Raw genomic sequence first — 22,335 nt, 5'->3', positions numbered from 1 at the left:
ATGCAAGACGAACCCGAAATCGACGACGACCGAGTGGAGTCCCTGCAGACGAAAGTCGCGACCGCCCGCGAGGAGGTCGGCAAACGCATCGTCGGCCAGAGCGAGGTACTCGAGCAGCTGTTCGTGTGCATCCTCGCCGACGGCAACGCGCTCCTCGAATCGAACCCCGGGCTCGGCAAGACCACCATGGTCCGGACCGTCGCGGAGGTGACCGACCTGTCCTTTTCGCGGGTCCAGAACACGCCCGACCTGATGCCCTCGGACATCACCGGCACGGAGATCATCCGCGAGACCGAGGACGGCCGGGAGTTCGTCTTCGAGAAGGGACCGATCTTCGCGAACGTCGTGCTCGCCGACGAGATCAACCGCGCGACGCCGAAGACCCAGGCTGCCCTGCTGGAGGCGATGCAGGAGCGCCAGGTCACCGCCGGCGGCGAGACCTACTCGCTCCCCGAGCCCTTCTTCGTCCTCGCGACGCAGAACCCCATCGACCAGGGCGGCACCTACGCCCTCCCCGAGGCCCAGACGGACCGCTTCATGCTCAAACTCCTCGTCGACTACCCCGAGCAGGCCGAGGAGCGGGACATCGTCGACCTGTACACGAGCGGCCAGCGGCAGGTCCCCGTCGAGCAGACGCTGACGCGGGCGGAGATCCGCGAAGTGCAGGACCTCGTCCGCGAGATCCCTATCGCCGAGGACCTGCGCGACCGGGCCATCGAACTCGTCCGCGCGACCCGCGAGACCGAGGCGATCGAGTTCGGCGCGAGCCCGCGCGCGAGCATGGCGCTCGTCGTCGCCTCGAAGGCCCGCGCGTTCCTCCACGGGCGCAACCACGTCTCCGAGGACGACATCGAGGCGCTGGCCGCGCCCGTCCTCCGCCACCGCATCATCCTCGACTTCCGCGCCGAGCGCGACGGACAGACCCCCGACGACGTCATCGAGTCGATCCTCTGAGCCGTGACGATCTACCCAGACTTCCTCGACGAACTCGACCGCTTCGACGCGGCGCTCGACCGGGAGACCGCCGCGCTCCGCCAGGGCGAACAGGAGTCGCCTCGCGTCGGCGAGGGGCTCACCTTCAGCGACTACCGCCGCTACTCCCCCGGCGACGACACCCGACTCGTCGACTGGAAGCTGTTCGCCCGCACCGAGGAGTACTACATCAAGCAGTTCGAGGAGGAGCGGAACCTCACGGTCCACGTCCTGCTCGACGCGTCGGCGTCGATGGACTACGGCGACGACGACGCCCACAAGTTCGAGTACGCCGCCAAGATCGGCCTCGGCTTCTGCTATCTCACCGCCGAGGAGCACAACGACTTCCGGTTCTCGACGATGGCCGAGCGCGCTGACCGACTCGACACCGGCCGGTCGAACCGCGGGGAAGTGCTGGCGCTCATCGACCAGGTGAACGGGCTCGAACTGGAGGGGCAGGTCGACTTCGAGACGGTGCTGTCGGCCTACGCAGACCGGATCCGCTCGCGCTCGCTCGTCGTCGTCCTGACCGACTGCCTGGGCGATCCCGAGGCCATCGAATCCGGCATCTCCGCGCTGGCGCGCAACGACGTGGACGTGTTACTGGTGCGGGTGATGGCCCCCGAGGAGCGCGATCCCGACATCGTCGGGGACGCGCTGTTCGCGGACCCCGAAACCGATACGACCCGCCGCTCGTATTTCAGCCAGTCGCTCGTTGAGTCGTATCAGTCGCGGCTGGACGCCCACGTCGACGAAGTAAAACAGCGGGTGACGGGGCTGGGCGCCGACCACGTGCTCGTGGATACGGGCGACGACTACTTCGATTCCTTCGCCAGCGTCTGGTTAGGGTGATCGGCGCGAGTTTTGTTTCCCAGCGCAATTTCCGTTTCACTGGGTCTTTTGACCGATGGTCACGTATCCGCGAGCGATCACAGTATGAGTCCGCAACGATTGCTGATCCCTATCGAATTTCCCGACCCCGAGCCCCTCCCGTCGACGTTCATCAGCGGGTTCTCCACCTGCGAGGTGACCCTGTTCGGGATCTACGACCTCCCCGACGACGTCGACGACGACGAGCGCCACCGCAAAGAGATCGAGGCCTACAACACGCTGTACTCCCTCGCCAACGAGTTCGTCAAGACGGGCGAAACGGCCGAAGTCGAACTCGCGATCGGCACGGATATCCCCGACAATCCGACGGAGCTCGCCAGGGAGCGCGATTTCGACGCCGTCCTCGTCCCGAACCCGATCACGACCCTCGGGCGCGTGATCGTCCCGATCCGGGACGAGGAGTTCGCCGAACCGATCGCGAACTTCGTCGGGACGCTGAACCCCGAGGAGATCATCCACACGAAGCTCCTGCACGTCGCCGAGAACGAGGACGACGTCGAAGCCGGCGAGCAACTCCTCGCGCGAGCGCGAGAGCATCTCGTCGACGAGGACTACCCCGAAGTGCGGACCGAGACGGAGGTCGTCGTCGACGACGACCCGGCGCTGGCGATCAGCAATGCCGCCCGAGACTACGACCTGATCATCATGGGCGAGACCGAAGACCCCGGCCAGGACCGCGTCTTCGGCAAGACCTACGAGATAATCGCCGACAAGACCGATCACCCCGTCGTCGTCGTCCTGAAGTGAGTTATCGATCGAACTGTCCGTTGCCGAGATAGCTGCCGTTGCGGCGGTCGTACCCTGTGACCGCCCCCTGATTGTTGCGACGCAGAGTTCTCGATCTGGAAGTAGAACGACCACTGCGAACCGACTGGTTTGCGTCGTTCGGGGGATCAATTCCCGACGAGATCGGTCCCTCGATTTCTGGGTGGCGGTTGTCGCCGAACAATATCGTGTCGTGAACCGCTGTGCGCAGCTATTAGAGGCGGTAAACGCGAGGAATGGGGTCGGAGGGATTTGAACCCCCGATCGACTGATATCTCCGGTAGCGCCTCGGAACTCCAGAGGGTCATCACACGGTCGGTGATCAGCCGGCCGTTCAGTATATCAGTCTGGAGTCTCGTCCCGGGCGCCGTTGCCTCTGGAGTCAGTCGCCATGCCGGACTTGGCCACGACCCCGCCTGCATGCATCGGTATGCCCAATCCCACTAAAGGGGTTTCGGTCTCTGCCGATCGCGGGCCGGATCAGTCCTCGTCGTCGATCTCGGACCAGTCGCAGTCCTGGCACTTGTAGCCGGTCACGAACGACGTGACGCCGGGCATGTAGCCGACCGACAGGACGTTGCCGCCACAGTCGGGACACTCCCGGTCGGCGTCCTGGATGGCCTCGGCGTCCATGACCGATTCGCCCTCGATGAGTTCCGCCAGCCGCTTGGGCGTGACCATCCGCCCCTGCACGACGCGATTGTCTGCCATACCGTTGCATAGCCACGCCCGCCCGTAAGCCCTTCCACTCGCGGCTAGGAGACGTGATTGCTGCAGGAGTCGGAACGAAAACAGACAGCACAGCAAACAGCGTGAAAGCCCCGACCGTCTCGACTCCCGGGCCTTGCTGCGCTCCTCGGTCGTTCCATTCCCTGTGGTGCTTACGTCGTCCGGGTTCGTCGAGACGGCCGCCCCTTTCATTCCCACCCGTGTCGGCTGATCGGTCCGTCTGTGCGGGTAGGAATGAAAGGGGCCGCTCGCTCCGGGAAGACGAGCGACGTAAGCACTGGAGCGAACGAAGTGAGCGAAGCGCGCAGCGAGCTCCTCGACCGGAGCAAGCGGGGGCTTTCACGCTGTTCTCGATGAGGTCTGTAGCGGTGCGGTTCGCGTTATACGCTTCTATCCCACTCACTCACATCCACGGTGCGCGTTCGTCGTCGGTGGTGACGTAGTCCGAGACGCGACTGGGGACGGATTCGTCCGCTTCGTCCGCTTCAGCGCCGTCCACAACCTCAGAGTCGCCACTGTCCGCGACGGTCCCGTTGGCCAGCTCCTCCGGGACCGCGTCGTACTCGCGGTCGCCGGAGGGGTCGAAGGCGAACAGGGCGGTCACGCCGAGGACGGCGAGCGCGATGGGCGCATCGCCGGGGACGAGGCCGAAGATCGACAGCGGGAGCACGCCGAGTGCGACCGCGCTGCCGAAGCGGAAGCGGTCGATGTCGACGACGGCACGGAGTTGCGGACCGAGCAGGGCCACGAGGAGCGCGAAGCCGACACCGACGCCGGCAGCGGCGACCGCCCGAGCGACCAGTTCGAGGTCGGTCGTCACCGTCAGCGCGACGCCGCTCGGGTCGAAACTCGCGACGAGGCCGAGGGTGATGACGACTGCGGGCCGCGGGAGGTACTCGCCGATGCGAGCGCTCGCGGTCTTCGCGGCGACGGCGAGGATGACGAGGCCGGCGAAGCGCTCGAAGACGGCCATCGAGAGCGCGTCGCGGATAGTCGGCGCGAGCGCCGCCTCGACGGCGGCGACGGGGATCAACACGGCACCGACCGCGAGGATGGCCGTCGCCTGCTCGCGGCGACTGCCGTCCAGCTCGGCGAGGACGACAGCGACGGTAGCGCTCCCACCGAAGATGAGCAGGCCGACCTCGAGGATGCCAACGGGGTCGTCGAGTGCGCCCGCGAGGACGAGCGCCGGGAAGATGCCGTCGACCAGCGGGAGACACATGATGGTCGCGAGGAGTCGCGTCGCGCCGCCGACCTGTCGCTCGACGGCGAGTGCGACCGGGTGCTGAGAGCTACTCATGCCACTCAGCGATGGCCGTCTCCCGCGGCCAACGGATATCCCGACCCCCGATACGGTCTCCGGCGGGCGACGAACTGTACCGAGTTCGCGTCGGATTGCCCCCGGTTTGCGCCGGATTCCGAGGCGGGTGTCTCCGCGAAGTCCCGTTTGAAGAAGTCGGCAGAAGCTGTGAACGCGACGGCTCGGGCGTCGCGGTGGGTCTTCTGGCCGATGCCAGCAGCGGCGGGACTGGCGGAGTGCATATCTGTCATTATTATCGTACCGAGTATAAGAATTGCGTGAGAATCGGCCACACGCGTCGTGACGGGGCGGATCGATGGGAGGGGATCTCGGGAACGGCTGGCACGGAGCGGGCGTCTCGCAACGTTTTTGGGCGGGCGGCGGCGACGGTTTACATGGCGAACGATCCCGAACCTTTCTCGGAGAAACTCCGCGTACCGGAGGCGCTGACGTTCGACGACGTGCTCCTCCGCCCCAAGGAGAGCCGGGTGGAACCCGACGACGCCGACACGGCGACACACGTCTCGAAGAACGTCCAGCTGCAAGTGCCCGTTCTCTCGGCGGCGATGGACACCGTCACCGAGAGCGACATGGCCATCGCGATGGCCCGCGAGGGCGGGCTTGGCGTCATGCACCGCAACATGGACGTCGAGGAGATGGTCGCCGAGATCGAGCGCGTCAAGCGCGCCGACGAACTCATCATCCGCGACGTGGTGACAGCCTCGCCCGATCAGACGGTGCGAGAGGTCGACGAGCTGATGGCCCGCGCCGGCGTCTCCGGCGCGCCCGTCGTCAGCGAGGACGACGAGGTCCTCGGCATCATCTCGGGTACCGACATCCGCCCGTACCTCGAAGTCGGCGAGTCCGACGAGGTGCGCGAGGCGATGACCGACGAGGTCATCACCGCCCCCGAGGACGTCACCCCCCGCGAGGCGCTCGAACTCATGTACGAGCACAAGATCGAGCGCGTCCCCATCGTCGACGACGACGACCGCCTCATCGGGCTCATCACGATGCAGGGCATCCTCCAGCGCCGTGAGTACGACGCTGCGGCCCGCGACGAGGACGGCGCGCTCCGCGCCGGCGTCGCTGTCGGTCCCTTCGAGGCCGAGCGCGCCCAGGCCGCCGACGAGGCCGGCGCCGACGTGCTATTCATCGACTGCGCGCACGCGCACAACATGAACGTCATCGAGAGCGCCCGCGAGATCACCGAGGAAGTCGACGCCGACGTGGTCGTCGGCAACGTCGGCACCCGCGAGGCAGCCGAGGCCGTCGTCGACTTCGCCGACGGCATCAAGGTCGGGATCGGCCCCGGCTCCATCTGTACGACCCGCGTCGTCACCGGCGCCGGCATGCCCCAGATCACCGCCGTGGCACAGGTCGCCGACGTGGCGAGCCAGCACGACGTGCCAGTCATCGCCGACGGGGGAATCCGCTACTCCGGCGACGCCATCAAGGCCATCGCCGCGGGCGCCGACGCTGTTATGCTCGGCTCGTACTTCGCGGGCACCGACGAGGCGCCGGGTCGCGTCGTCACCATGAACGGTAAGAAGTACAAGCAGTACCGCGGCATGGGTTCCGTCGGAGCGATGCAGTCCGGTGGCGGCGACCGCTACCTGAAGGACGTCGACGAGGACGAGGAAGACGAGATGATCCCCGAAGGCGTCGAGGCGGCCACCCCCTACAAGGGGACGCTGGCGAGCGAACTCCACCAGCTCGTCGGCGGCATGAAGTCGGGCATGGGCTACGTCGGCGCCGAGACGATCCCCGAATTCAAGGAACGCGCCGAGTTCGTGAAGGTCTCGCAAGCCGGCCAGCAGGAAGGCCACCCCCACGACGTCGTCATCACGGACGAAGCCCCGAACTACAGCCCCGACGGCTCGTAAGCGGCGTTTCTCTCGTCCGCGAACTTCCACCGGTCCTCGCCCGTTCGACCGAAATTCTCAGGGGCGCTCAATCACGACCCTACGGTCATGAGTGTCGACGTTCGCGTCGCCGAGTCCGAGAGCGACCGGGAGGCCGCGCTGTCGGTTCGGCGCGAGGTCTTCATCGAAGAACAGGGCGTCCCCGAGGACATCGAGATGGACGGAAAGGACGACGGTGCGACCCACTTCGTCGCCACCGACGGCGGGGACCCGGTCGGCGCAGCCCGGCTGCGCGAGGTCGAGTCCGGTGTCGGCAAGGTCGAGCGCGTTGCCGTCGTCGCCGACCGCCGCGACGAGGGAATCGGCCGCGAACTGATGCGAACGCTCGAGGAGACGGCCGCGGACCGTGGGATCGACCGACTCGCCATGCACGCCCAGACCCACGTCGAGGAGTTCTACCGGGGTCTGGATTACCGGACGACGAGCGACGTGTTCGAAGAAGCCGGTATCGAGCACGTCGAGATGGAGAAATCCCTCTGAATCGGCGGTGAGTCGGCTACTTTAGCGGTCGGCTGGCGGGCCGCCATCTCCTGTTCGACTGGCTGCGGCGGCCCCGGGTGCGGCCGTCGCCCGCGTCGCCGTGGCCTTGAACGACGCGCGGACCGGCGTTCCGGGTTCCAGTCCGAGCGCGTCGAGACTCGTCTCGGTCACGCGAACGGCGAGCGGATCCGTGGCGCCGACGTCGATACGCACGAGCGCCGTTCCATCGCCGCGTTCGACGGCGGTGACTTCCCCGGCGAAACGGTTGCGGGCACTCGTCTCGCCGCCTTCGGGCGCGCTCTCGGGATCGTGGAGCGTCACGGCGTCGGAGCGAAATGAGACCTGTACGCCGTCGGCGTCAGTGAGCGCCAGCGCCCGAACGGTCCCGGCCTCCGTCTCGACGGTCGCGAGGTCGCCGTCGCGCTCGATGACCTGACCGTCGAGTACGAGTCGCTCGGTCGCGGCGGTCCCTGCCAGCGCGGCCTGCAGGCGCTCGAACCTGGCGAGCAACTCACGAGCGCCGTCCGTCAGTCGGCTTCCCCCGCCTTTGCGTCCCCCGCGCTCGCGCTCGACGAGCGGCCCGGCCGCGTCTTCGAGGTCGCCGATCCGAGCGTGCGCGCGCGAATACGACCGACCGAGAGCCGATGCCGCCGCATTGAGCGAGCCGTGTTCCGCGACGGCGTGCAGCAGCGCTGCATCCCGGCGGTCGAACGTCTCCTCGCCGACCCGCAAGTGCGCCTCGAACCCCGCGTCCATACAGTCGGGTGAAGCGGTGTCACCAAAATCGTTATGTCTCGTCCGACATAACGTCGATATGTCTATGCCGACACAACGGTCGGAGAGCGACCGGCCGGACGGTCACCGGACCAGAAGTGGCCGCTCCCGCGCGGGGGACGGGGCGTCGGGCATCACCCGCCGCGGATTCCTGACCGCCGCAGGAGGGGCTGGTGGGGCTGGGCTCGTTTCCGCGTTCGGTGGCTGCGTCGGAACCCCCGGGAGCGTCGCCGGGGTCGGCGCAAGCCACGGAGGCGGAGACAGCGACCCTGTCTCCGTCCTCGCCGCTGGGAGCCTCCAGCTCGCGTTCTCCGAAGGGCTACAGGAGGCCACCGACCTGCCGATCCGGGTCGAATCCCACGGGTCGGTCACGGCCGCGCGGCTGGTCGCCCGCGGCGACCGCGACCCCGATATCGTCGCACTCGCCGACCCCGCGCTGTTCGACGGCCCGCTCGCCACAGACTGGCACGCCGCATTCGCGACGAACGCGCTCGTGGTCGCCTACGACGAGGGGAGCGCGGGCGGCCGCCGCGTCGCCGAGGCCGACCGCTGGTTCGATCCGGTTCTCTCCGGCGACGCGACGCTCGGCCGGACCGATCCCGACCTGGACCCGCTGGGCTACCGGACGCTGTTCGCGCTGGAACTCGCCGGGGAGTACTACGACCGACCCGGCTTGCGCGATGAGATCGTCGAACCGCGACAGGTGTACCCGGAGACCTCCCTGCTCTCCAGATTCGAGACCGGTGACATCGACGCGGCGGTCGTCTACCGGAGCATGGCCGTCGACCGCGGCTACGACTACGTCGAACTCCCCGCGGCCGTCGACCTGAGTGATCCCGAACGCGCGGAGGCGTACGCCGAAGTGGACTACGACCTGCCGAGCGGCGAGACGGTCCGTGGTGCACCGGTCGAGTACGCGGCAGTCGCCCGGCGTGGCGCCGACCGCGTGGTCGAGACGTTTGACACCCTCGGCGGTGGCGACTACCTCGATTCTCACGGCTTCACCGTCCCCGAGAGCTATCCTCACTACAGTGGTGATGTCCCTCGTGTCCATCGCCCGTGACCGCTCGTCGTGGGAGGTCGCCGCGCTGCTGGTCGGCGCGGTGTTGCTCGCCCTCTACGCGCTGCCCGTCGGCTGGTTGCTCGTCGCGCGGTCACCGGCGAGCATTCTCGCTTCGCTGGGCGAACCGTTCGTCGTCTCGGCGGCGCGGAACACGCTCGTCTCGGCGACCGCGAGCACGGCGATCGCACTCGCGTTCGGGCTACCGCTCGCCTACTGGCTCGCCCGTGCGGAGTTCCGCGGGCGGACGCTGGTGACCGCCGTCGTCGCCTTCCCGCTGGTCCTGCCCCCGGTCGTCAGCGGGATGGTGCTGTTGAGCGCCTTCGGGCCCAATGGGCTCGGCGGACTCATCGGTGCGTCCATCGACGGGACGCTCGCGGGCGTCGTCCTCGCGCAGACGTTCGTCGCATCGCCGTTCGTCGTCCTCTCGGCTCGGAGCGCGTTCGAGGGAGTCGACCGTCATCTCGAAGAGATCGCCTGGACGGCGGGCGTCTCGCGCTGGCGAACCGTGCGGCGCGTGACGCTCCCGCTGGCCTGGCGGGGGATTCTCGCCGGCGCGACACTGGCGTTCGCTCGCGCTGCGGGGGAGTTCGGCGCCACGCTCATGCTCGCGTACTACCCTCGCACGCTTCCGGTACAGATCTGGGCGACCTTCCAGGGACGGGGCCTTGACGCGGCCGTCCCGGTCGCCGTCGTTCTCGTTGCCGTCGCTTCGGGCGCGCTTCTCGCTCTCAATCTACTCGGCGGGTCCTCGCTGGTCGGTGCGGGTAGGTAATGGTCGGTGAACCACGGAAGCGGGAACACGGTGTTCCGAACGGGGGATCGAACCGGCGAGACGTACCGACGGCGTGGCCCCACGGACGAGCCACCTCCACGGACAAGCCACCTTTCTCGCCACTCAGGCACACACCCCGTGTGCGAAGTGAAATACTGATACCGAGCGTGACGGGCCGAACCCCCCACACCCCGTGTGCGAGATGAAATCGGTGAGAGGGTGGGGGGTGGATCGCGGAGAGGGACTGGGATTCCAGCGGAGACGACTGATGTGCGGTCATCGACCCGTCACGGCGACGATCTTCGAGCAGATAACCGAAACTCGATCCGTCACTAGAAAAGAGTGGATTTATGATGGAGAGATGGTAACCTGTTCCGTAGTCCATCTAGGGTCCCCGAATTAGAAACAAGCAGAATTATTATATTTAGTTGAATCATGATCTGTCGGTCTCCCGATCGGGCACGCCCGACTGTGACACCCGAAAATTTCATCCACTGCTCGTCTGGTTCCCGAATGTCGCCGAAGACCGCACGACCGGCCGACCTCCCTCTCGCCGATTTCATCTCGCACACGGGGTGTGGGTGGTGACGAGATCGATCATCTCGCCGTCGGTCTCGCCGTCGGGGTAGTGAACGAACATCTTCCACTACTCCCCGTGATGATTCTCAGCAGTTCCCCACAATCGCGGCTCGGAATGACTGGGGACGCCGCTCGCTCCGCGATTTCACTTCGCAGACGGGGTAGGGGTGGAAATTGACTTTGCCACCGGTCACCGCCTATTCTTCACAGTTCTTGTGAGACGGGCCGAAGCACCGATATACAGGGTATTTAATCTCGCACGCGGTCTCAGGAGTTATATATAGGAGGACGTACAGACGGGTATCATGGCTAATGGCGACGACAGCTCGTTACTTTCTGAATCCATCAAGGGTCGTCTCCAGGAGGGCGTGCAGAATTCGGTCTTCAAGGACAAGGGGCTGCTCGACCCGGACGTCGTCATCGACGAGGACCGAATCGTGGGGCGGGAACAGCAGCTAGAGGACATCATCACCTACCTGCGACCGGCGCTTCAGGGCAACAAGCCGCCGAACATGCTCCTCTACGGTCCCTCTGGGACCGGCAAGTCGCTGATCATCAACGCCGTCTGCGAGCAGGTGCTGGAGCTCTCGAAGTCCCAGGACGACCGATTCGGCGTCATCAGGATCAACTGTCAGACGATCAAGTCACACGACCGGGCGGTCTACCGGCTCGCGAAGAACGCCGCGACGGAGGCCGGCGTCGATCTGGGCGTCCCCGAGAGCGGCATCTCGACCGACCAGAAGCTCAACCGCTTCTACGAGATCCTGAGCGAGAACTTCGACTCGGTCATCATCATCCTCGACGAGGTCGACCTCCTCGTCGGCCGCCAGCGCGACCCCAACGCCGAACCCGCCTACTCGAAACTCCTCTATCAGCTCTCCCGAGCGACGCAGCTCGGCCGGATCGACGGCCACGTCTCTGTCGCGGCGCTCACGAACGATCCGCGATTCATGGAGGATCTGGACGGTCGTGCGGAGAGTTCGTTTAACCCGCAGGACGTCGTCTTTCAGGACTACGACGCCAACCAGCTCCAGGCCATCCTCGAACGGCGGCGCGACGCCTACCAGGAGGGCGTCCTCGAAGACGGGATCATCCCGCTCAGCGCCGCCTTCGCCGCGCAGGACCACGGGGACGCGCGGAAGGCGATCGACCTGTTCAGGAAGGCCGGTGAGATCGCCGACCGGGAAGGCCAGGAACGAGTCCAGGAGGACCACGTTCGGGACGCGCAGGAAGAGGCCGAACGCGACCGCACCCTGACGCAGATGCAGGGCCTGTCGGCTCAGAAGAAGCTCTCGCTGTACGCGACTGCCATCGTTCCCGTTTACTCCCAGCGCAGCCTGAACGCGGTCCCGAGCACCGTCGCCTATCGCGTCTATCAGTACCTGACCGGACTCGTCGACACCGAGGAGAAGTCCCGCGACTCGTACCTCCGGTACATGAGCGAGGCGGAGACGTACAACTTCATCACCTCGGAGAAACGCGGTCGCGGCTACGGCAGCGGCGTCCACAAGGAGTACACCTTCATCGACGACCCGAAGGTCGTCGCGGAGACGCTGCAGGCCGACATCAGGCTCGAGGAGGTCGAGAGCAACGAGGAGCTGATCGAATCCGTCGTCAACGCGCAGATCGAGGAGTTTTTCGAGGAGCACTGAGGCTTCAGCCCGATCACGAAATTCATCTCGCACACGGGGTGTCCGTTCGCTTCCGCACGCGGGTTTCATCTCGCACACGGGGTGTGCGTCCGTCTGACGCCGGTTTCATCTCGCAGACGGGGGGTTCGCCCCGTTCGAGTTTCATTTCGCACACAGGGCGACCACCGATTCGACGCCAATTCATTCCGTACGAAGGGTCTCCGTACGTCAACCGGCGAATTCATCTCGCACACGGAGGGGTTCCACCAGTCTCAGAATTCATTCCGCAGACGGAGGGGTTCGACGGTCGAGCCAGGCTCCCCGGTCAGCGGCCGGTTTCGTGGTCTCCCGTTGTGACTCCGACTCACCGACTGTTCCAGACGCTGTTGTGACTCTTTCTCGCCGGCCGATCCACGCACTGTTGTGACTCCGGCTGGCCAGCCGACCCACGCGTCGAATTCCGTTCTCGTAGCTCCCATCAGGTACGGTAATTCATCTCGCACATGGGGTATCCCGCCGGGAAACCGACTCGAATCGACACCCCCGCGGCCAGTCGTGATCGACCGACCGGTCGACAAGCAAATTCATCTCGCACACGGGGTCCCGAGCCGAAAGACGCACGTCAGACACCGTCCCACCCGTTCACGACGGTCGGCGGCCACGAGCGTGCGATCGATGCCAGCGGACAACCAGTGGAATCCCCGCACGGATGGTCACGCTCGCGTTGCCATCGGGTCCGGCTTTCACTGAAGCGTGTCGCGCAGTCGCGAGGGAGAGCGATGGCGGGCACTTTTTCACCGGGGACCGACTCCCTGTGAGCATGAGCGACCGAGAGGAGTTCCTGGCCGGTGAGCGGCCGGAAGACGTGTTCATGTACTTCGCCGAGGACGCCGTCTCGGGCATCGACGCGCTGGCGGGCCACGGCGAGCGGGTCGATGGCGGCGTCGTCCTCGTCGTCGAAGGCGACAGCGGTCGGAGCGCCTTCCAGCGAGCCACCGACAAGGATCCGATGGCCTTCGCGAAGCAGGCGATGGCCAACGAGGGCACCGTCGACGCCGACGCGACCGGCGGGGTCTGTCCCGACGCCGACGAGACGGAGGGTCCCCACGACGCCCGGTTCGTCTTCGCCTTCGCCGAGGAACAGAACGAGGAGGTCGAGGGCCTCTACAACGAAGGTGACGTGATCCACGGCTACGTCCAGTGTTCCTGCGGGACGGCCTACTCCGAGAAGTGGCTCGCCGGCGAGAAGTGACGGCCGGCGCCCGACCGTGAGCTACCCCGGACCCGACGGCGACGACGGTCTCTCGACCGCGGCCGTAGCGGCGACGGTGTCGGCGATACGTCCCGACTGGACGCTTATCGACGCCGAATCACTCCCGGAGGGGAGCGACTTCGTCTACGGCGTCACCGTCCGAGACAGCGACGGTCGTGAACGCGACGCCGTCTTGAAGTGCCGACGCTCCGGCGGCGCTGCGACAGCGCGTCCCCCGGAACGATTCCTGGCCGAAGTCGACCTGCTCGCTCTGGCGGCCCGCGAGACGGACCTGCCAGTCCCGGACGTCTTCGGCGTCTGCGAGACGCACGAGACTCCCGATTCGGTGCCGGCCCCCGAGTGGGTGCCGACCCCCGCTTTCCTCATGGAACGGATGCCGGGGGAACCCCCCTCGTGGGTACCGGACGAGGAGTCAGCAGCCAGTCAACGCCTGCTCCGGGAGTCGGGCCGATACCTCGCCCGGATCCACGACCTCCGGCGATACGACCGGTTCGGCGACCTGATCGCTGGCCCGGACGGCGAGCACGTTGCCGGTCCCGACGGCGAACCGGTCGTCCCCGACAGTCGAACGACCTGGCGCGAGCGCCTGCGTGACGTCGTCACGTCTGCGCTCGACGACTTCGACGACAGCGACGCGGACCTCGAAGCCGACCTGCGCGAGTACGTCGACGACCGACTGACGACCCTCGACCTGACGGCCGAGTCGGTGTTGCTCCACGGCGATTACCGCCCGGGGAACATGCTGGCGGCCCCCGATACCGGCGAAGTCACGGCCGTCCTCGACTGGGGCGCCGCACAGGCGGGCGACCCGCGCTACGAACTGGCGTGGGTCGTCCGGGAGTTCTCCCGGCAGGCCCCCGCCGGCTCACCCACTCGCGAGCGGGTGCGCGAAGCGATCCTCGCGGCCTACGAAGACGAACGCGACCAACCGTTCGAACACGACGACGCCTTCGAGCGCCGGCAGTCGTTCTACCTGGCGGTCACGTGGATCACCGAACTCGGCTGGTTCGACGTCTGGTGGGGCGGCGCAGACGAGTCGATCCGCCGCCGGCGTATCGAGACGCTCCGCGAGAACCTCGAAGAACTAGTTTGAGCAGCCTGTGCAGTCGGCGCAGTCTGGCGGGCTGCGGGTTTATCGCTCGGTGTCGACGCCTTCTTCCGCTTCTTCGGGCGGCAGATTCCGGAAGGCGTCGAGGATGGCCTGCTTCGCGACGGCGCCGCGGGTCGTCCAGTGGTGAGCGTAGTCGAGCATGTCGTCGTAGACGTCGGGCTTGCAGCCCGCGGCGCGGGGGTGGCCCCCGCCGTTGACCTGCTCGGCGACCTCGTGGGCGCGCTCGAAGCCCTCGGAGCCGCGGATCGAGGCGCTGCCGGCCGGTTTGACGATGACCGACGCGTCGGCGCCCTGCTGGCGGAGCGCCTCGGCGACCTCGTTCTGCGAGCAGCGACCGTATGTGACGCCGACAGTCCACTCGCCGACCTCGCGCAGTTCCGCGCGCTCGACGGCCTTCTCGATGAGCGCCTCTTTCTCGACGCGCTCCTCTTCGAGGAACTCCTCGACGGCCTCGGGGAAGTCGACGCCGTAGCGGCGGATCACCCTGACGTACTCCTCGGGCTCGGCCCACATCGCGTAGTCCGCGAGGTCGTCGCTGCGCTCGTCCTCTTTGATCCAGAGGTCGTGGTCGCGTGTGACTCGCGCGAGGTCCTCGAACTTCTCAGAGAAGTCGACGTCGAGTTCGGCCAGGGCGACGTCGGTCGTGCAGACCTCCTCGGAGTCACCGACGGTGAGGTCGACGCCGGCCTCCTCGACGGCGGCCGCGAGGTCGTCGTCCCACTGGTGGTGGTCGAACCAGCGGACGGTCGTCCGCTCGGCGAGCGCGTCGAGGCCCTCGACGTCGTCGGTGCTGTCGGGACAGAGGTCACAGATGAAGACGCTCGCGTCGTCGGGCGCGTACTCGACGGCCCACTCGATGCTCTGGCGGAGTTCGTGGGGTCCCGAGGGGACCATGGCCGCCTCGTCGCCGTGGACCTCGCGGATCAGGGCGACACAGCCCAGTCCGTCGGCGTCCGTGTCGGCGATGACGACCGTCTCCGCGCCGGACAGCGCGTCCACGGCCTCACTCTCTTTTTTCGTCTCCTGCAGCGAATCGGGGTAGAAGAATCCCTCGCCCGGCAGGACCGACTTTCGTTCGAGCGGGAGTCGGTCGCCGTCGATGAGCCAATCGTCCATATCGGGCGGAGCGGCCGCGAGGCAATGAAGCCCCCGGTTACGCGAGGGTCGGACCGATGCGTGGCTGGGCTCGACGCGTTCAGACGACCTGCTCTTCGCTCTCTGTCGCGTCGAGCTGGCGGACGGTGAGTACGGGGCGGTCACAGCGGCGGACGACGGCGTCGGCGACGCTCCCGAGGACGAACCCGTGGTCGCCGTGGCGGCCGCGCGTCCCCAGCGCGACGGCGTCGGCGTCGACGTCCTCCACGTACTGGGTGATCTCGGCGCCCGGGCGACCGTTGCGGACGGCGGTCGTGACCGAGCGGCCGGACCGCTCGCGCACGTCGTCGAGTGCCTCCTGGGCGGCGGCTTCGAGGGCGTCGACCAGGTCCTTCCGCAGCTCGTCTGGCGAGGCCGCCACGTCCCCCCGGTCGACCACGTAGAGCGCGTGGACGTCCGCGTCGAACTTCGCGGCGACGTCCAGCGCGACGTCGACAGCGCGCGACGCGCTCTCGGAGCCGTCGGTCGCGATGACCACCGTGTCGAACATGGTCGAACCATCCCCGCCCAGGCCCATAAACCACGCGAGACACGCCGTGGCATCCGCCGGCCATCACCGGCCGCGCCCGGACCTCGGTGACTTTTTGCCCTCTCCTGACAGAGGTGTGGACGATGAGCCTCGACATCGAGCAGGTCCTCGTTCCCGTCGACGCCACGGACCAGGCCGAGGAGGCCGTCCGCTACGGGCTGGCGGTCGCCGAGCGCTACGACGCCGCGGTCCACGTGCTGCACGTGATCGACGAACCGGTCAAACGGGGGATCGAGACCGGCGAGGTCGACGCCGAGACCGTCGCCGACGAACAGGTGACCTTCGCCGACGAGACGAACGAGCTCTCTGACGACGTCCCCGTCACGCACTCGACGGTCGTCGGGTTCTCCCGCTCGCGACTCCGCCAGCACCCCGGCAGCGCCATCCTCGACGTGGCTGAGGAGTTGTCCGTCGACTTCATCGTCGTCCCGCGCGAGCACGGCATCGAACCCGACGAGACGCTCGGCAAGTCCGCCCAGTACGTCGTCGAGTACGCCAGCCAGCCCGTCCTCTCCGTCTGAGATCTCTTCGTCCAAAAAAGACTTTTCGGGACCGGACGACGCGGGACCGGACCATTCGATTCAGGCCAGCCGGATCGACATCTCGAGTTCGAAGCTCTCGGAACTGCTCGTCTCGAACCCGAGTTTCTCGTAGAGGGCGATCGCCGGATCGTTCCAGCGCTCGACCGTGAGCCACACCTGCTCGACGCCCTCCGCGCAGCCTTGGCCCAGCAGCCCCCGCAGGAGTTTCGTCCCGATGCCGGCGCCCTGGTAGTCGCCGAGGACGAACACGGCGAGTTCGTACGCTTCTTCGCGGTCGGGCACAAGGATGGCGTGGCCGACCGTGTCGCCGTCGTCGACGGCGACGACGTTGATCGACTCCTCGGACAGCAGCGTGTCGAGCCACTCGCGGATGGCCTCTTCCCTGACCGGCGAGATCCCCTGGGCGCGGTCGGCGGGGTCGAACTGGCCGTACATCTCGACGAGGGCGTCGAAGTCGTCGACGCTACTCGCCTCGATCCGGATCTCGCGGCCGTCGCCGTCCGTGAACGACAGCGGCGGCTCCGGGAACGAATCGGTCGGCTCGTCGGGATAGGTGCGTCCGGTCATCGAACGAGTGTCACCGTCGTCGTGGCGTTCAGCAGGACGAACTCGGCCACCTCACCGAGCTCGATCTTTCCCATCGGGCTGCGCTGGCCGCCCCCGATGACGATGCGGTCGAACCCCTCCTGTTCGGCGAACTCCGAGAGCTGACTGCCCGGATGGCCCGGGAGCTGCTCGACTTCGACGTCCATCTCCGCGTCGGCGATCCGGTCGCGGATGCGCGATCCGACGTCGTCGACGTCGTAGTCTTCGGACGTGTCGAGGACGGCGACAGTGAGGTCGTCTCCGGCCTGGCGAGCGCGAGCCAGCGTCTCCTCCAGCGCGTCGAACCCGTCCGGGCTCCCGCCCATGCCCAGGAGGACTTTCATGTCCGAGCCTCTCGCGTCCGGACGCAAAAAGCTTCCCGCCTGTCGCGGCCCGCGCCCCGTGGTACCCGACCGCACCCGCAAACAAATGCCCCAGTCGGCGACCGTACTCGCAGGCGAACGCGGTCCGGTCGTGACCGAACCGGTGAACGGGGCGTCAGTCGTCGTCCGAGGCTTCGGTCTGGGCCCGCCGTCGGGCCGCCCGCTCGACGAACTCCTCGGGAAGTTCGTCGATCTCTCCGGCCTGCACGGCCCACAGCTTGGCGTAGAGGCCGTCGTCTTCAAGCAGCTCTTCGTGAGAGCCGCGCTCGACGATCTTCCCGTCTTCGAGGACGACGATCTTGTCGGCGTCCTTGATGGTCGACAGGCGGTGGGCGATGGCGAACGTCGTCCGGTCGGCGGTCAACTTGTCCAGCGAGCGCTGGATGAGCATCTCCGTCTCCGTGTCGACGTCGGAGGTCGCCTCGTCGAGCACGAGGATGTCGGGGTCTTTGAGGATGGCCCGCGCGAGCGCGATGCGCTGGCGCTGTCCCCCGGAGAGTTTGACGCCGCGCTCGCCGACCTTCGTGTCGTAGCCGTCGGGGAGATTTTGAATGAACTGGTGAGCTTCGGCCATTTTCGCCGCCTCGACGATGTCCTCGCGGTCGGCGTCGAAGGTGCCGTACTCGATGTTCTCTTCGACGGTCCCGTAGAAGAGGAACGTCTCCTGGCTGACATAGCCCATCGCCTGCCGGAGGCTCGGGATGGTGACTTCCCGGAGGTCGGCGCCGTCGATCCGGATGGCCCCCTCGTCGACGTCGTACATCCGCAGCAGGAGCTTCATGACGGTCGATTTCCCGGCGCCGGTCGGGCCGACGAGCGCGACCGTGTCGCCACCTTCGACGTCGAAGGCGATGTCCTCGACGATGTTCTCGCTGTCGTCGTAGCCGAACGAGACGTCGTCAAACTCCACGTGGCCATCGGAGACGACGAGTTCCTCGGCGTCGGGATCCTCGACGATGCGACTCGGCGTGTCCATCAGCCCGAAGATGCGCTCGCTGGAGGCGTAGGCGCGCTGGTACATGTTGATGATCTGCCCGAACTGCGCCATCGGCCAGATGAACCGCTGGGACAGCAGGATGAACCCGACGAACTGCCCCACGGAGAGCTTGCCGGTGAAGAACCACGGCGCGCTGCCGGTCGCTTCGTACGTGACGACCCAGATCCCGCCGACGAGGAAGGTCGCGACGAAGCCGACGCCCGAGAGCAGTCTGAGTCCGGGGAAGAACTTGATCCGCGTGTTGATCGCCGCCCAGTTGGCGTCGAAGTAATCCTCCGAGACGTCCTCCACCCGGTCGGACTCGAAGCGCTCGGTGTTGGCGGTCTTGATGACCTGGACGCCGCCGAGGTTGTTCTCCAGCCGGGAGTTGAGCTGGCCGACCGACGAGCGCACGTCGGCGTACTGGGGCTGGATCGTCTTGACGAACTTGTAGGTGAAGAAGGCGATCATCGGGACGATCACGAGCGTCACCAGCGCGAGTTGCCAGTTCCAGTACATCAGGATGGCGGCGATGGCGAGCACCATCACCGACAGCCGGAAAAAGGAGTTCATCCCGTCGTTGAGAAACCGCTCCAGCCGGTTCACGTCGTTCGAGAGGATCGACATCAGCTCCCCGGTCTGCTTGTCGGAGAAGAATTCCATGTTCAGCCGCTGCATCTTGTCGTAGGTGTCGGTACGGACGTTGTGCTGGATGTTCTGGGCGAAGGAGTTCCAGCCCCAGTTGCGCGTCCAGTGGAAGCCCGCACCGACCACGAACGCCGCGGCGATGAGGGCGACTGTGAACCAGATCTGCCCTACCGCCCCGGTCGGGAGCCACGCGTCGGGGACCAGTGGGATACTGTATGCAGTGGTGTCGCGGAAGGTCGCGTCGATCGCCAGTGTCAACAGAAGCGGCGGGAGGAGGTCCAGCACGCGTGCGAAGACGCTGCTGATCAGGCCGACGACGAACTGCGGGAGATTGTCGCGACCGTACTCGGCGAACAGCCGACGCATCGGCTGGTCGACCCGGTCGCGGACGTCGTCGAAGACCTCCTCCTCGTCGAGGTCTACACTCATCGACTATCTTCAGGGAGTCGTCCCGCAAAAGCGCGTCGAAGCCGTGAGAACCCTTCCCGTATCGAAAGCCGGGAGTGGCTCGGGAGTGCCCCGGTTCAGATCATCCGCTGGCGTTCTGGGCCGCCGCCGGGATCGCGATCCGATCGCCCGCGTCGACGCCCGTCTCGTTCGCCCACCCGCGCGGGACTTCGAGGACCCACTTCGCGCGTGCTCGATAGGTTTTCTCGGGACTTCCCTCGGGGACGCCTGCGTGGTGGACAGCTGTCACTTGCTCATCGGCGCCGATGAAGACGATGTCCAGCGGGAACGCCATGTCGCGCATTACGTAACCGTGGTTCCCTTCCGAAGGGTGGTCGAACAGCATTCCTTCGCCCATCGGAAGCTCCGAGGTGTTGCTGAGCCCGAGCCAGCGCTTGGGTTTCGTGTCGGCGACTCGCGCCTCGACCGCGGCGAGTTCCGTCCCGTTCTCGTCGTAGGCGGTGACTGTGACCCGCTCGTAGCTGTCCGGGTTCGGCGGGTTGATCTGGTACATCAGGCCTGACTGGCTGACGTAGACGCCGCCGACGAAAAAGAGGAGAAAGACTGCGAGCCCCCAGACGATGCGGCTGTCGACCATGTTCCCAGCGAGGAGCGGCCCGCTCGTAAGCCTGCGGGTTCGACCGAGAGAGAAAGGGTTATTCCGAGTCAGTCGGTACGTTCGGGCGAGGGTTCGTGGTCTAGTTGGTTATGACGCGGCCTTTACAAGGCCGAGACCGGTGGTTCAAATCCGCCCGAACCCATCCGATATATGAGGTAAGCGGCCGTCTCTGGGCCCTTTCCTCAGACACTCACCACTGGAGACGTTGCCGCGTATCCATTGCTCGCAGACGACTTCTAGTAGGTGACGACGGCGAGTGATTGGTCCGTAGAGTCACCGAGCTATCGCCAGCCCTCGGGCGGGGAGTGGAGGGGTCAAACCTAAAATCTCTCTAGGACAAGGACCGTATCCCCCCATCGTCCCCCTATGAGGGATTCGTTTTACATCTCTTTGGGCACCAACAACGACTCCGAATAAACGCAAACGAAAGTGAACGGTGGTTTCGAAGCTACACAGCTTCGACCGTTACTGAGTGGAGGGGGCCGCGGTGAGGATGGAAGGGAGTACAGACAGTGATCTGACGAAGGGGATCCGCGTCGCGCTCGCCGATCGATAACGGAGAAAACCGCGAGGATCAGTAGTTTGAACCCGCTACCATCCCAACGCCGAGGCGGTGACAGTTCTATGACGACGGTTCCGACGAAGACGCTCCCGAGCGGCGACGAACTCCCGCAGCTCGGCTTCGGCACGTGGGACATCGGCGGCGAGACGGTCAAAGAAGGCGTCCGCACAGCCCTCGATGCCGGCTACACGCACGTCGATACGGCCGAGGGGTACATGAACGAGGAGGAGATCGGCGAGGTACTCGCGGAGTACGACCGCGAGGAAGTCTTCCTCACGTCGAAGGTGCTCCCGAAGAACCTGAACTACGACTCGCTGATCGAGTCCTGCGAGGACTCTCTCGATCGACTGGGGACCGACTACCTCGACCTGTATCTCATCCACTGGCCGAACCCCGCGGTCTCGCTGCGCGAGTCGATGGACGCGATGGCGACGCTCCACGAGGAGGGGCTCGTCAAGAACGTGGGCGTCTCGAACTTCAGCGCCTACCAGCTGAGCTGCGCCCAGCACGTCTCAGACGTCCCAATCGCCGTCAACCAGATCGAGTTCCACCCGTGGTTCCAGCGGCCGGACCTGGTCGAGTACTGCCGCGAGACCGACACCGTGATCGAGGCCGCGGCGCCCCTCGCCCGGACCGAAGTCTTCGAGGACGAGGTCGTGCAGAATCTCGCCGAGCGGCACGACAAGAACCCCGCACAGATCGTGCTCAAGTGGGCGATCGAACGCGATATCGTCGCGCTTCCGAAATCGTCCTCGCCCGACCATATCGAATCAAACTTCGAGCTGTTCGACTGGTCGCTCGACGACGAGGACCTCGCGGCGCTGGACGACCGGGACCGGAACCATCCCGTCTACGACCACCCGGCACGGGACTGGTCCGGCGACGTCTACGGCATCAACCAGTAGCGAACGGATTCGAGACTCCGTTTCGGCAGCCCGACTATCGCTTTTTTCGCCCGGTCGCCCGATGACTACCCGTAGTCGTCGATACTATCGTCGGATAACTATATTATATCCCGATCACACTCTGCGGATAGAAAGCCACGTTAGTTCAGGATACGAAATCAGATGTTTAGATGCTAGCTACGATAGCACCAGAACCAGAACATTCATAGTGGCGTCCTGTGAACATGAGGGTATGTGTACCGAGACGCGGTCGCCCGGCGACAGCGCGGCGAGCGACGCCGAGGTCGTCGCGACGGTAGACGGGGCGGGCCGAGACGCCCGGTTCGTGGTCGCGGACATTGCCCGCGAGGAGGCGTGGATTTCGGCCACAGCAGCCCGGGCCCGTTCGCTCGACGACTGGAGATAACGCGACCGCATCGACCTCGTGGCCGTTCCCGGGGCCGATCTCGACTATTTTGCAGCCACTTCGGCGCTCGGTAACTACGACTGGTGAGACAGTCCGACGGCAACGGGGTCCGAACCTCCGCCCGGACGTGCTCGGTTTGCCGCGCGCGCCTGTTCTAGTTCAAATCCTGCCAGTCCCGTCGACACTCACGGGCCTGAACACACGCTACGCGCTGCTCGCGGATAGTTCACGACAAAACGGGCCGGAAGGGATTTGAACCCTCGACCGTCTGATTAAGAGTCAGACGCTCTGCCGGACTGAGCTACCGGCCCTC

The 22,335-nt window shown here is 66.1% G+C and carries 22 protein-coding genes and 3 tRNA genes; 14 read left to right on the top strand and 11 right to left on the bottom strand.

The features are described 5' to 3' along the window. The 3 genes from AB2U09_RS16580 (at position 1) to AB2U09_RS16570 (ending at position 2,610) form a co-directional block, all read left to right on the top strand. Positions 1-954, top strand: a complete 954-nt coding sequence (locus AB2U09_RS16580) for an AAA family ATPase (RefSeq protein WP_459193846.1) — start codon at positions 1-3, stop codon at positions 952-954. Between the two features lie 3 nt (positions 955-957). Beyond that, positions 958-1,824: a DUF58 domain-containing protein gene (locus tag AB2U09_RS16575; RefSeq protein ID WP_459193845.1), complete on the top strand. Its 867-nt coding sequence runs from the start codon at positions 958-960 to the stop codon at positions 1,822-1,824. An 84-nt stretch (positions 1,825-1,908) separates the two neighbouring features. Continuing rightward, positions 1,909-2,610, top strand: coding sequence for a universal stress protein (locus AB2U09_RS16570; RefSeq protein WP_459193844.1), 702 nt, complete (start codon positions 1,909-1,911; stop codon positions 2,608-2,610). Between the two features lie 255 nt (positions 2,611-2,865). Here AB2U09_RS16570 and AB2U09_RS16565 read toward each other — a convergent pair. The 3 genes from AB2U09_RS16565 to AB2U09_RS16555 form a co-directional block, all read right to left on the bottom strand. Further along, a tRNA-Trp gene (locus AB2U09_RS16565) sits at positions 2,866-3,042 on the bottom strand. A gap of 66 nt (positions 3,043-3,108) precedes the next feature. Further along, positions 3,109-3,339 carry a DUF5795 family protein gene (locus AB2U09_RS16560; RefSeq protein WP_459193843.1) on the bottom strand — a complete coding sequence of 77 codons (231 nt, stop codon included), beginning with the start codon at positions 3,337-3,339 and terminating at the stop codon, positions 3,109-3,111. 421 nt (positions 3,340-3,760) lie between these two features. Continuing rightward, entirely contained in the window at positions 3,761-4,657 is an 897-nt protein-coding gene (locus AB2U09_RS16555) for a DUF5794 domain-containing protein (protein ID WP_459193842.1), read from the bottom strand. Positions 4,658-5,052: 395 nt separating this feature from the next. Here AB2U09_RS16555 and guaB point away from each other — a divergent pair, with 395 nt between their 5' ends. Both guaB and AB2U09_RS16545 read left to right on the top strand, forming a co-directional pair. After that, positions 5,053-6,543, top strand: coding sequence for an IMP dehydrogenase (guaB, locus tag AB2U09_RS16550; protein ID WP_459193841.1), 1,491 nt, complete (start codon positions 5,053-5,055; stop codon positions 6,541-6,543). Between the two features lie 87 nt (positions 6,544-6,630). Then, a complete protein-coding gene (locus AB2U09_RS16545) occupies positions 6,631-7,062 on the top strand; it encodes a GNAT family N-acetyltransferase (RefSeq protein WP_459193840.1) in 432 nt (143 codons plus the stop codon). A 21-nt stretch (positions 7,063-7,083) separates the two neighbouring features. On the opposite strand, the gene AB2U09_RS16540 is transcribed toward AB2U09_RS16545, so the two are convergent. Next, the gene (locus tag AB2U09_RS16540) at positions 7,084-7,818 is read right to left on the bottom strand and encodes a TOBE domain-containing protein (protein WP_459193839.1); all 735 of its coding nucleotides are present in this window, start codon (positions 7,816-7,818) and stop codon (positions 7,084-7,086) included. 64 nt (positions 7,819-7,882) lie between these two features. Between AB2U09_RS16540 and AB2U09_RS16535 the strand changes: the two genes are divergently transcribed. The 5 genes from AB2U09_RS16535 to AB2U09_RS16515 all read left to right on the top strand — a co-directional run bounded on the left by AB2U09_RS16535 (position 7,883) and on the right by AB2U09_RS16515 (position 14,247). Next, a complete protein-coding gene (locus AB2U09_RS16535; protein WP_459193838.1) occupies positions 7,883-8,899 on the top strand; it encodes an extracellular solute-binding protein in 1,017 nt (338 codons plus the stop codon). After that, positions 8,874-9,671, top strand: a complete 798-nt coding sequence (locus tag AB2U09_RS16530; RefSeq protein WP_459193837.1) for a molybdate ABC transporter permease subunit — start codon at positions 8,874-8,876, stop codon at positions 9,669-9,671. Before AB2U09_RS16535 ends, AB2U09_RS16530 begins: the two co-directional genes overlap by 26 nt. An 884-nt stretch (positions 9,672-10,555) precedes the next feature. Further along, positions 10,556-11,902 (top strand): orc1/cdc6 family replication initiation protein, encoded by a 1,347-nt coding sequence (locus tag AB2U09_RS16525; protein WP_459193836.1) that lies wholly within the window; start codon positions 10,556-10,558, stop codon positions 11,900-11,902. A gap of 799 nt (positions 11,903-12,701) precedes the next feature. Beyond that, complete coding sequence (locus AB2U09_RS16520) at positions 12,702-13,133, top strand: DUF5807 family protein (protein WP_459193835.1); 432 nt, start codon at positions 12,702-12,704, stop codon at positions 13,131-13,133. Between the two features lie 16 nt (positions 13,134-13,149). After that, on the top strand, positions 13,150-14,247 hold the full coding sequence (locus AB2U09_RS16515; RefSeq protein ID WP_459193834.1) for a phosphotransferase family protein: 1,098 nt from the start codon (positions 13,150-13,152) through the stop codon (positions 14,245-14,247). A gap of 39 nt (positions 14,248-14,286) precedes the next feature. Here AB2U09_RS16515 and AB2U09_RS16510 read toward each other — a convergent pair whose 3' ends face one another. Continuing rightward, the gene (locus AB2U09_RS16510) at positions 14,287-15,381 is read right to left on the bottom strand and encodes a DHH family phosphoesterase (RefSeq protein ID WP_459193833.1); all 1,095 of its coding nucleotides are present in this window, start codon (positions 15,379-15,381) and stop codon (positions 14,287-14,289) included. A gap of 79 nt (positions 15,382-15,460) precedes the next feature. After that, on the bottom strand, positions 15,461-15,910 hold the full coding sequence (locus AB2U09_RS16505) for a universal stress protein (protein WP_459193832.1): 450 nt from the start codon (positions 15,908-15,910) through the stop codon (positions 15,461-15,463). Between the two features lie 122 nt (positions 15,911-16,032). Here AB2U09_RS16505 and AB2U09_RS16500 point away from each other — a divergent pair, with 122 nt between their 5' ends. Continuing rightward, complete coding sequence (locus AB2U09_RS16500; protein WP_459193831.1) at positions 16,033-16,470, top strand: universal stress protein; 438 nt, start codon at positions 16,033-16,035, stop codon at positions 16,468-16,470. 60 nt (positions 16,471-16,530) lie between these two features. On the opposite strand, the gene AB2U09_RS16495 is transcribed toward AB2U09_RS16500, so the two are convergent. The 4 genes from AB2U09_RS16495 to AB2U09_RS16480 all read right to left on the bottom strand — a co-directional run bounded on the left by AB2U09_RS16495 (position 16,531) and on the right by AB2U09_RS16480 (position 20,128). Continuing rightward, positions 16,531-17,058, bottom strand: coding sequence for a GNAT family N-acetyltransferase (locus AB2U09_RS16495; RefSeq protein WP_459193830.1), 528 nt, complete (start codon positions 17,056-17,058; stop codon positions 16,531-16,533). Then, positions 17,055-17,420, bottom strand: a complete 366-nt coding sequence (locus AB2U09_RS16490; RefSeq protein WP_459193829.1) for a universal stress protein — start codon at positions 17,418-17,420, stop codon at positions 17,055-17,057. The genes AB2U09_RS16495 and AB2U09_RS16490 overlap by 4 nt, the downstream gene beginning before the upstream one ends. Positions 17,421-17,574: 154 nt before the next feature. Beyond that, complete coding sequence (locus AB2U09_RS16485; RefSeq protein ID WP_459193828.1) at positions 17,575-19,512, bottom strand: ABC transporter ATP-binding protein; 1,938 nt, start codon at positions 19,510-19,512, stop codon at positions 17,575-17,577. 100 nt (positions 19,513-19,612) lie between these two features. Next, positions 19,613-20,128 (bottom strand): DUF192 domain-containing protein, encoded by a 516-nt coding sequence (locus AB2U09_RS16480; protein WP_459193827.1) that lies wholly within the window; start codon positions 20,126-20,128, stop codon positions 19,613-19,615. Positions 20,129-20,217: 89 nt separating this feature from the next. On the opposite strand from AB2U09_RS16480, the gene AB2U09_RS16475 reads away from it, so the two are divergent. The 3 genes from AB2U09_RS16475 to AB2U09_RS16465 all read left to right on the top strand — a co-directional run bounded on the left by AB2U09_RS16475 (position 20,218) and on the right by AB2U09_RS16465 (position 22,022). Continuing rightward, positions 20,218-20,291 (top strand) — tRNA-Val (locus AB2U09_RS16475). Positions 20,292-20,773: 482 nt separating this feature from the next. Then, positions 20,774-21,616 (top strand): aldo/keto reductase, encoded by an 843-nt coding sequence (locus AB2U09_RS16470; RefSeq protein ID WP_459193826.1) that lies wholly within the window; start codon positions 20,774-20,776, stop codon positions 21,614-21,616. Positions 21,617-21,848: 232 nt separating this feature from the next. Next, entirely contained in the window at positions 21,849-22,022 is a 174-nt protein-coding gene (locus AB2U09_RS16465; protein WP_459193825.1) for a DUF7556 family protein, read from the top strand. 237 nt (positions 22,023-22,259) lie between these two features. Here the strand turns inward: AB2U09_RS16465 and AB2U09_RS16460 are convergent. Continuing rightward, a tRNA-Lys gene (locus tag AB2U09_RS16460) sits at positions 22,260-22,333 on the bottom strand. Between the last annotated feature and the right edge of the window lie 2 nt (positions 22,334-22,335).

The sequence above is a fragment of the Halosimplex yunnanense genome, from assembly GCF_054504345.1.
This window is presented reverse-complemented; position numbering and strand designations above follow the sequence as displayed.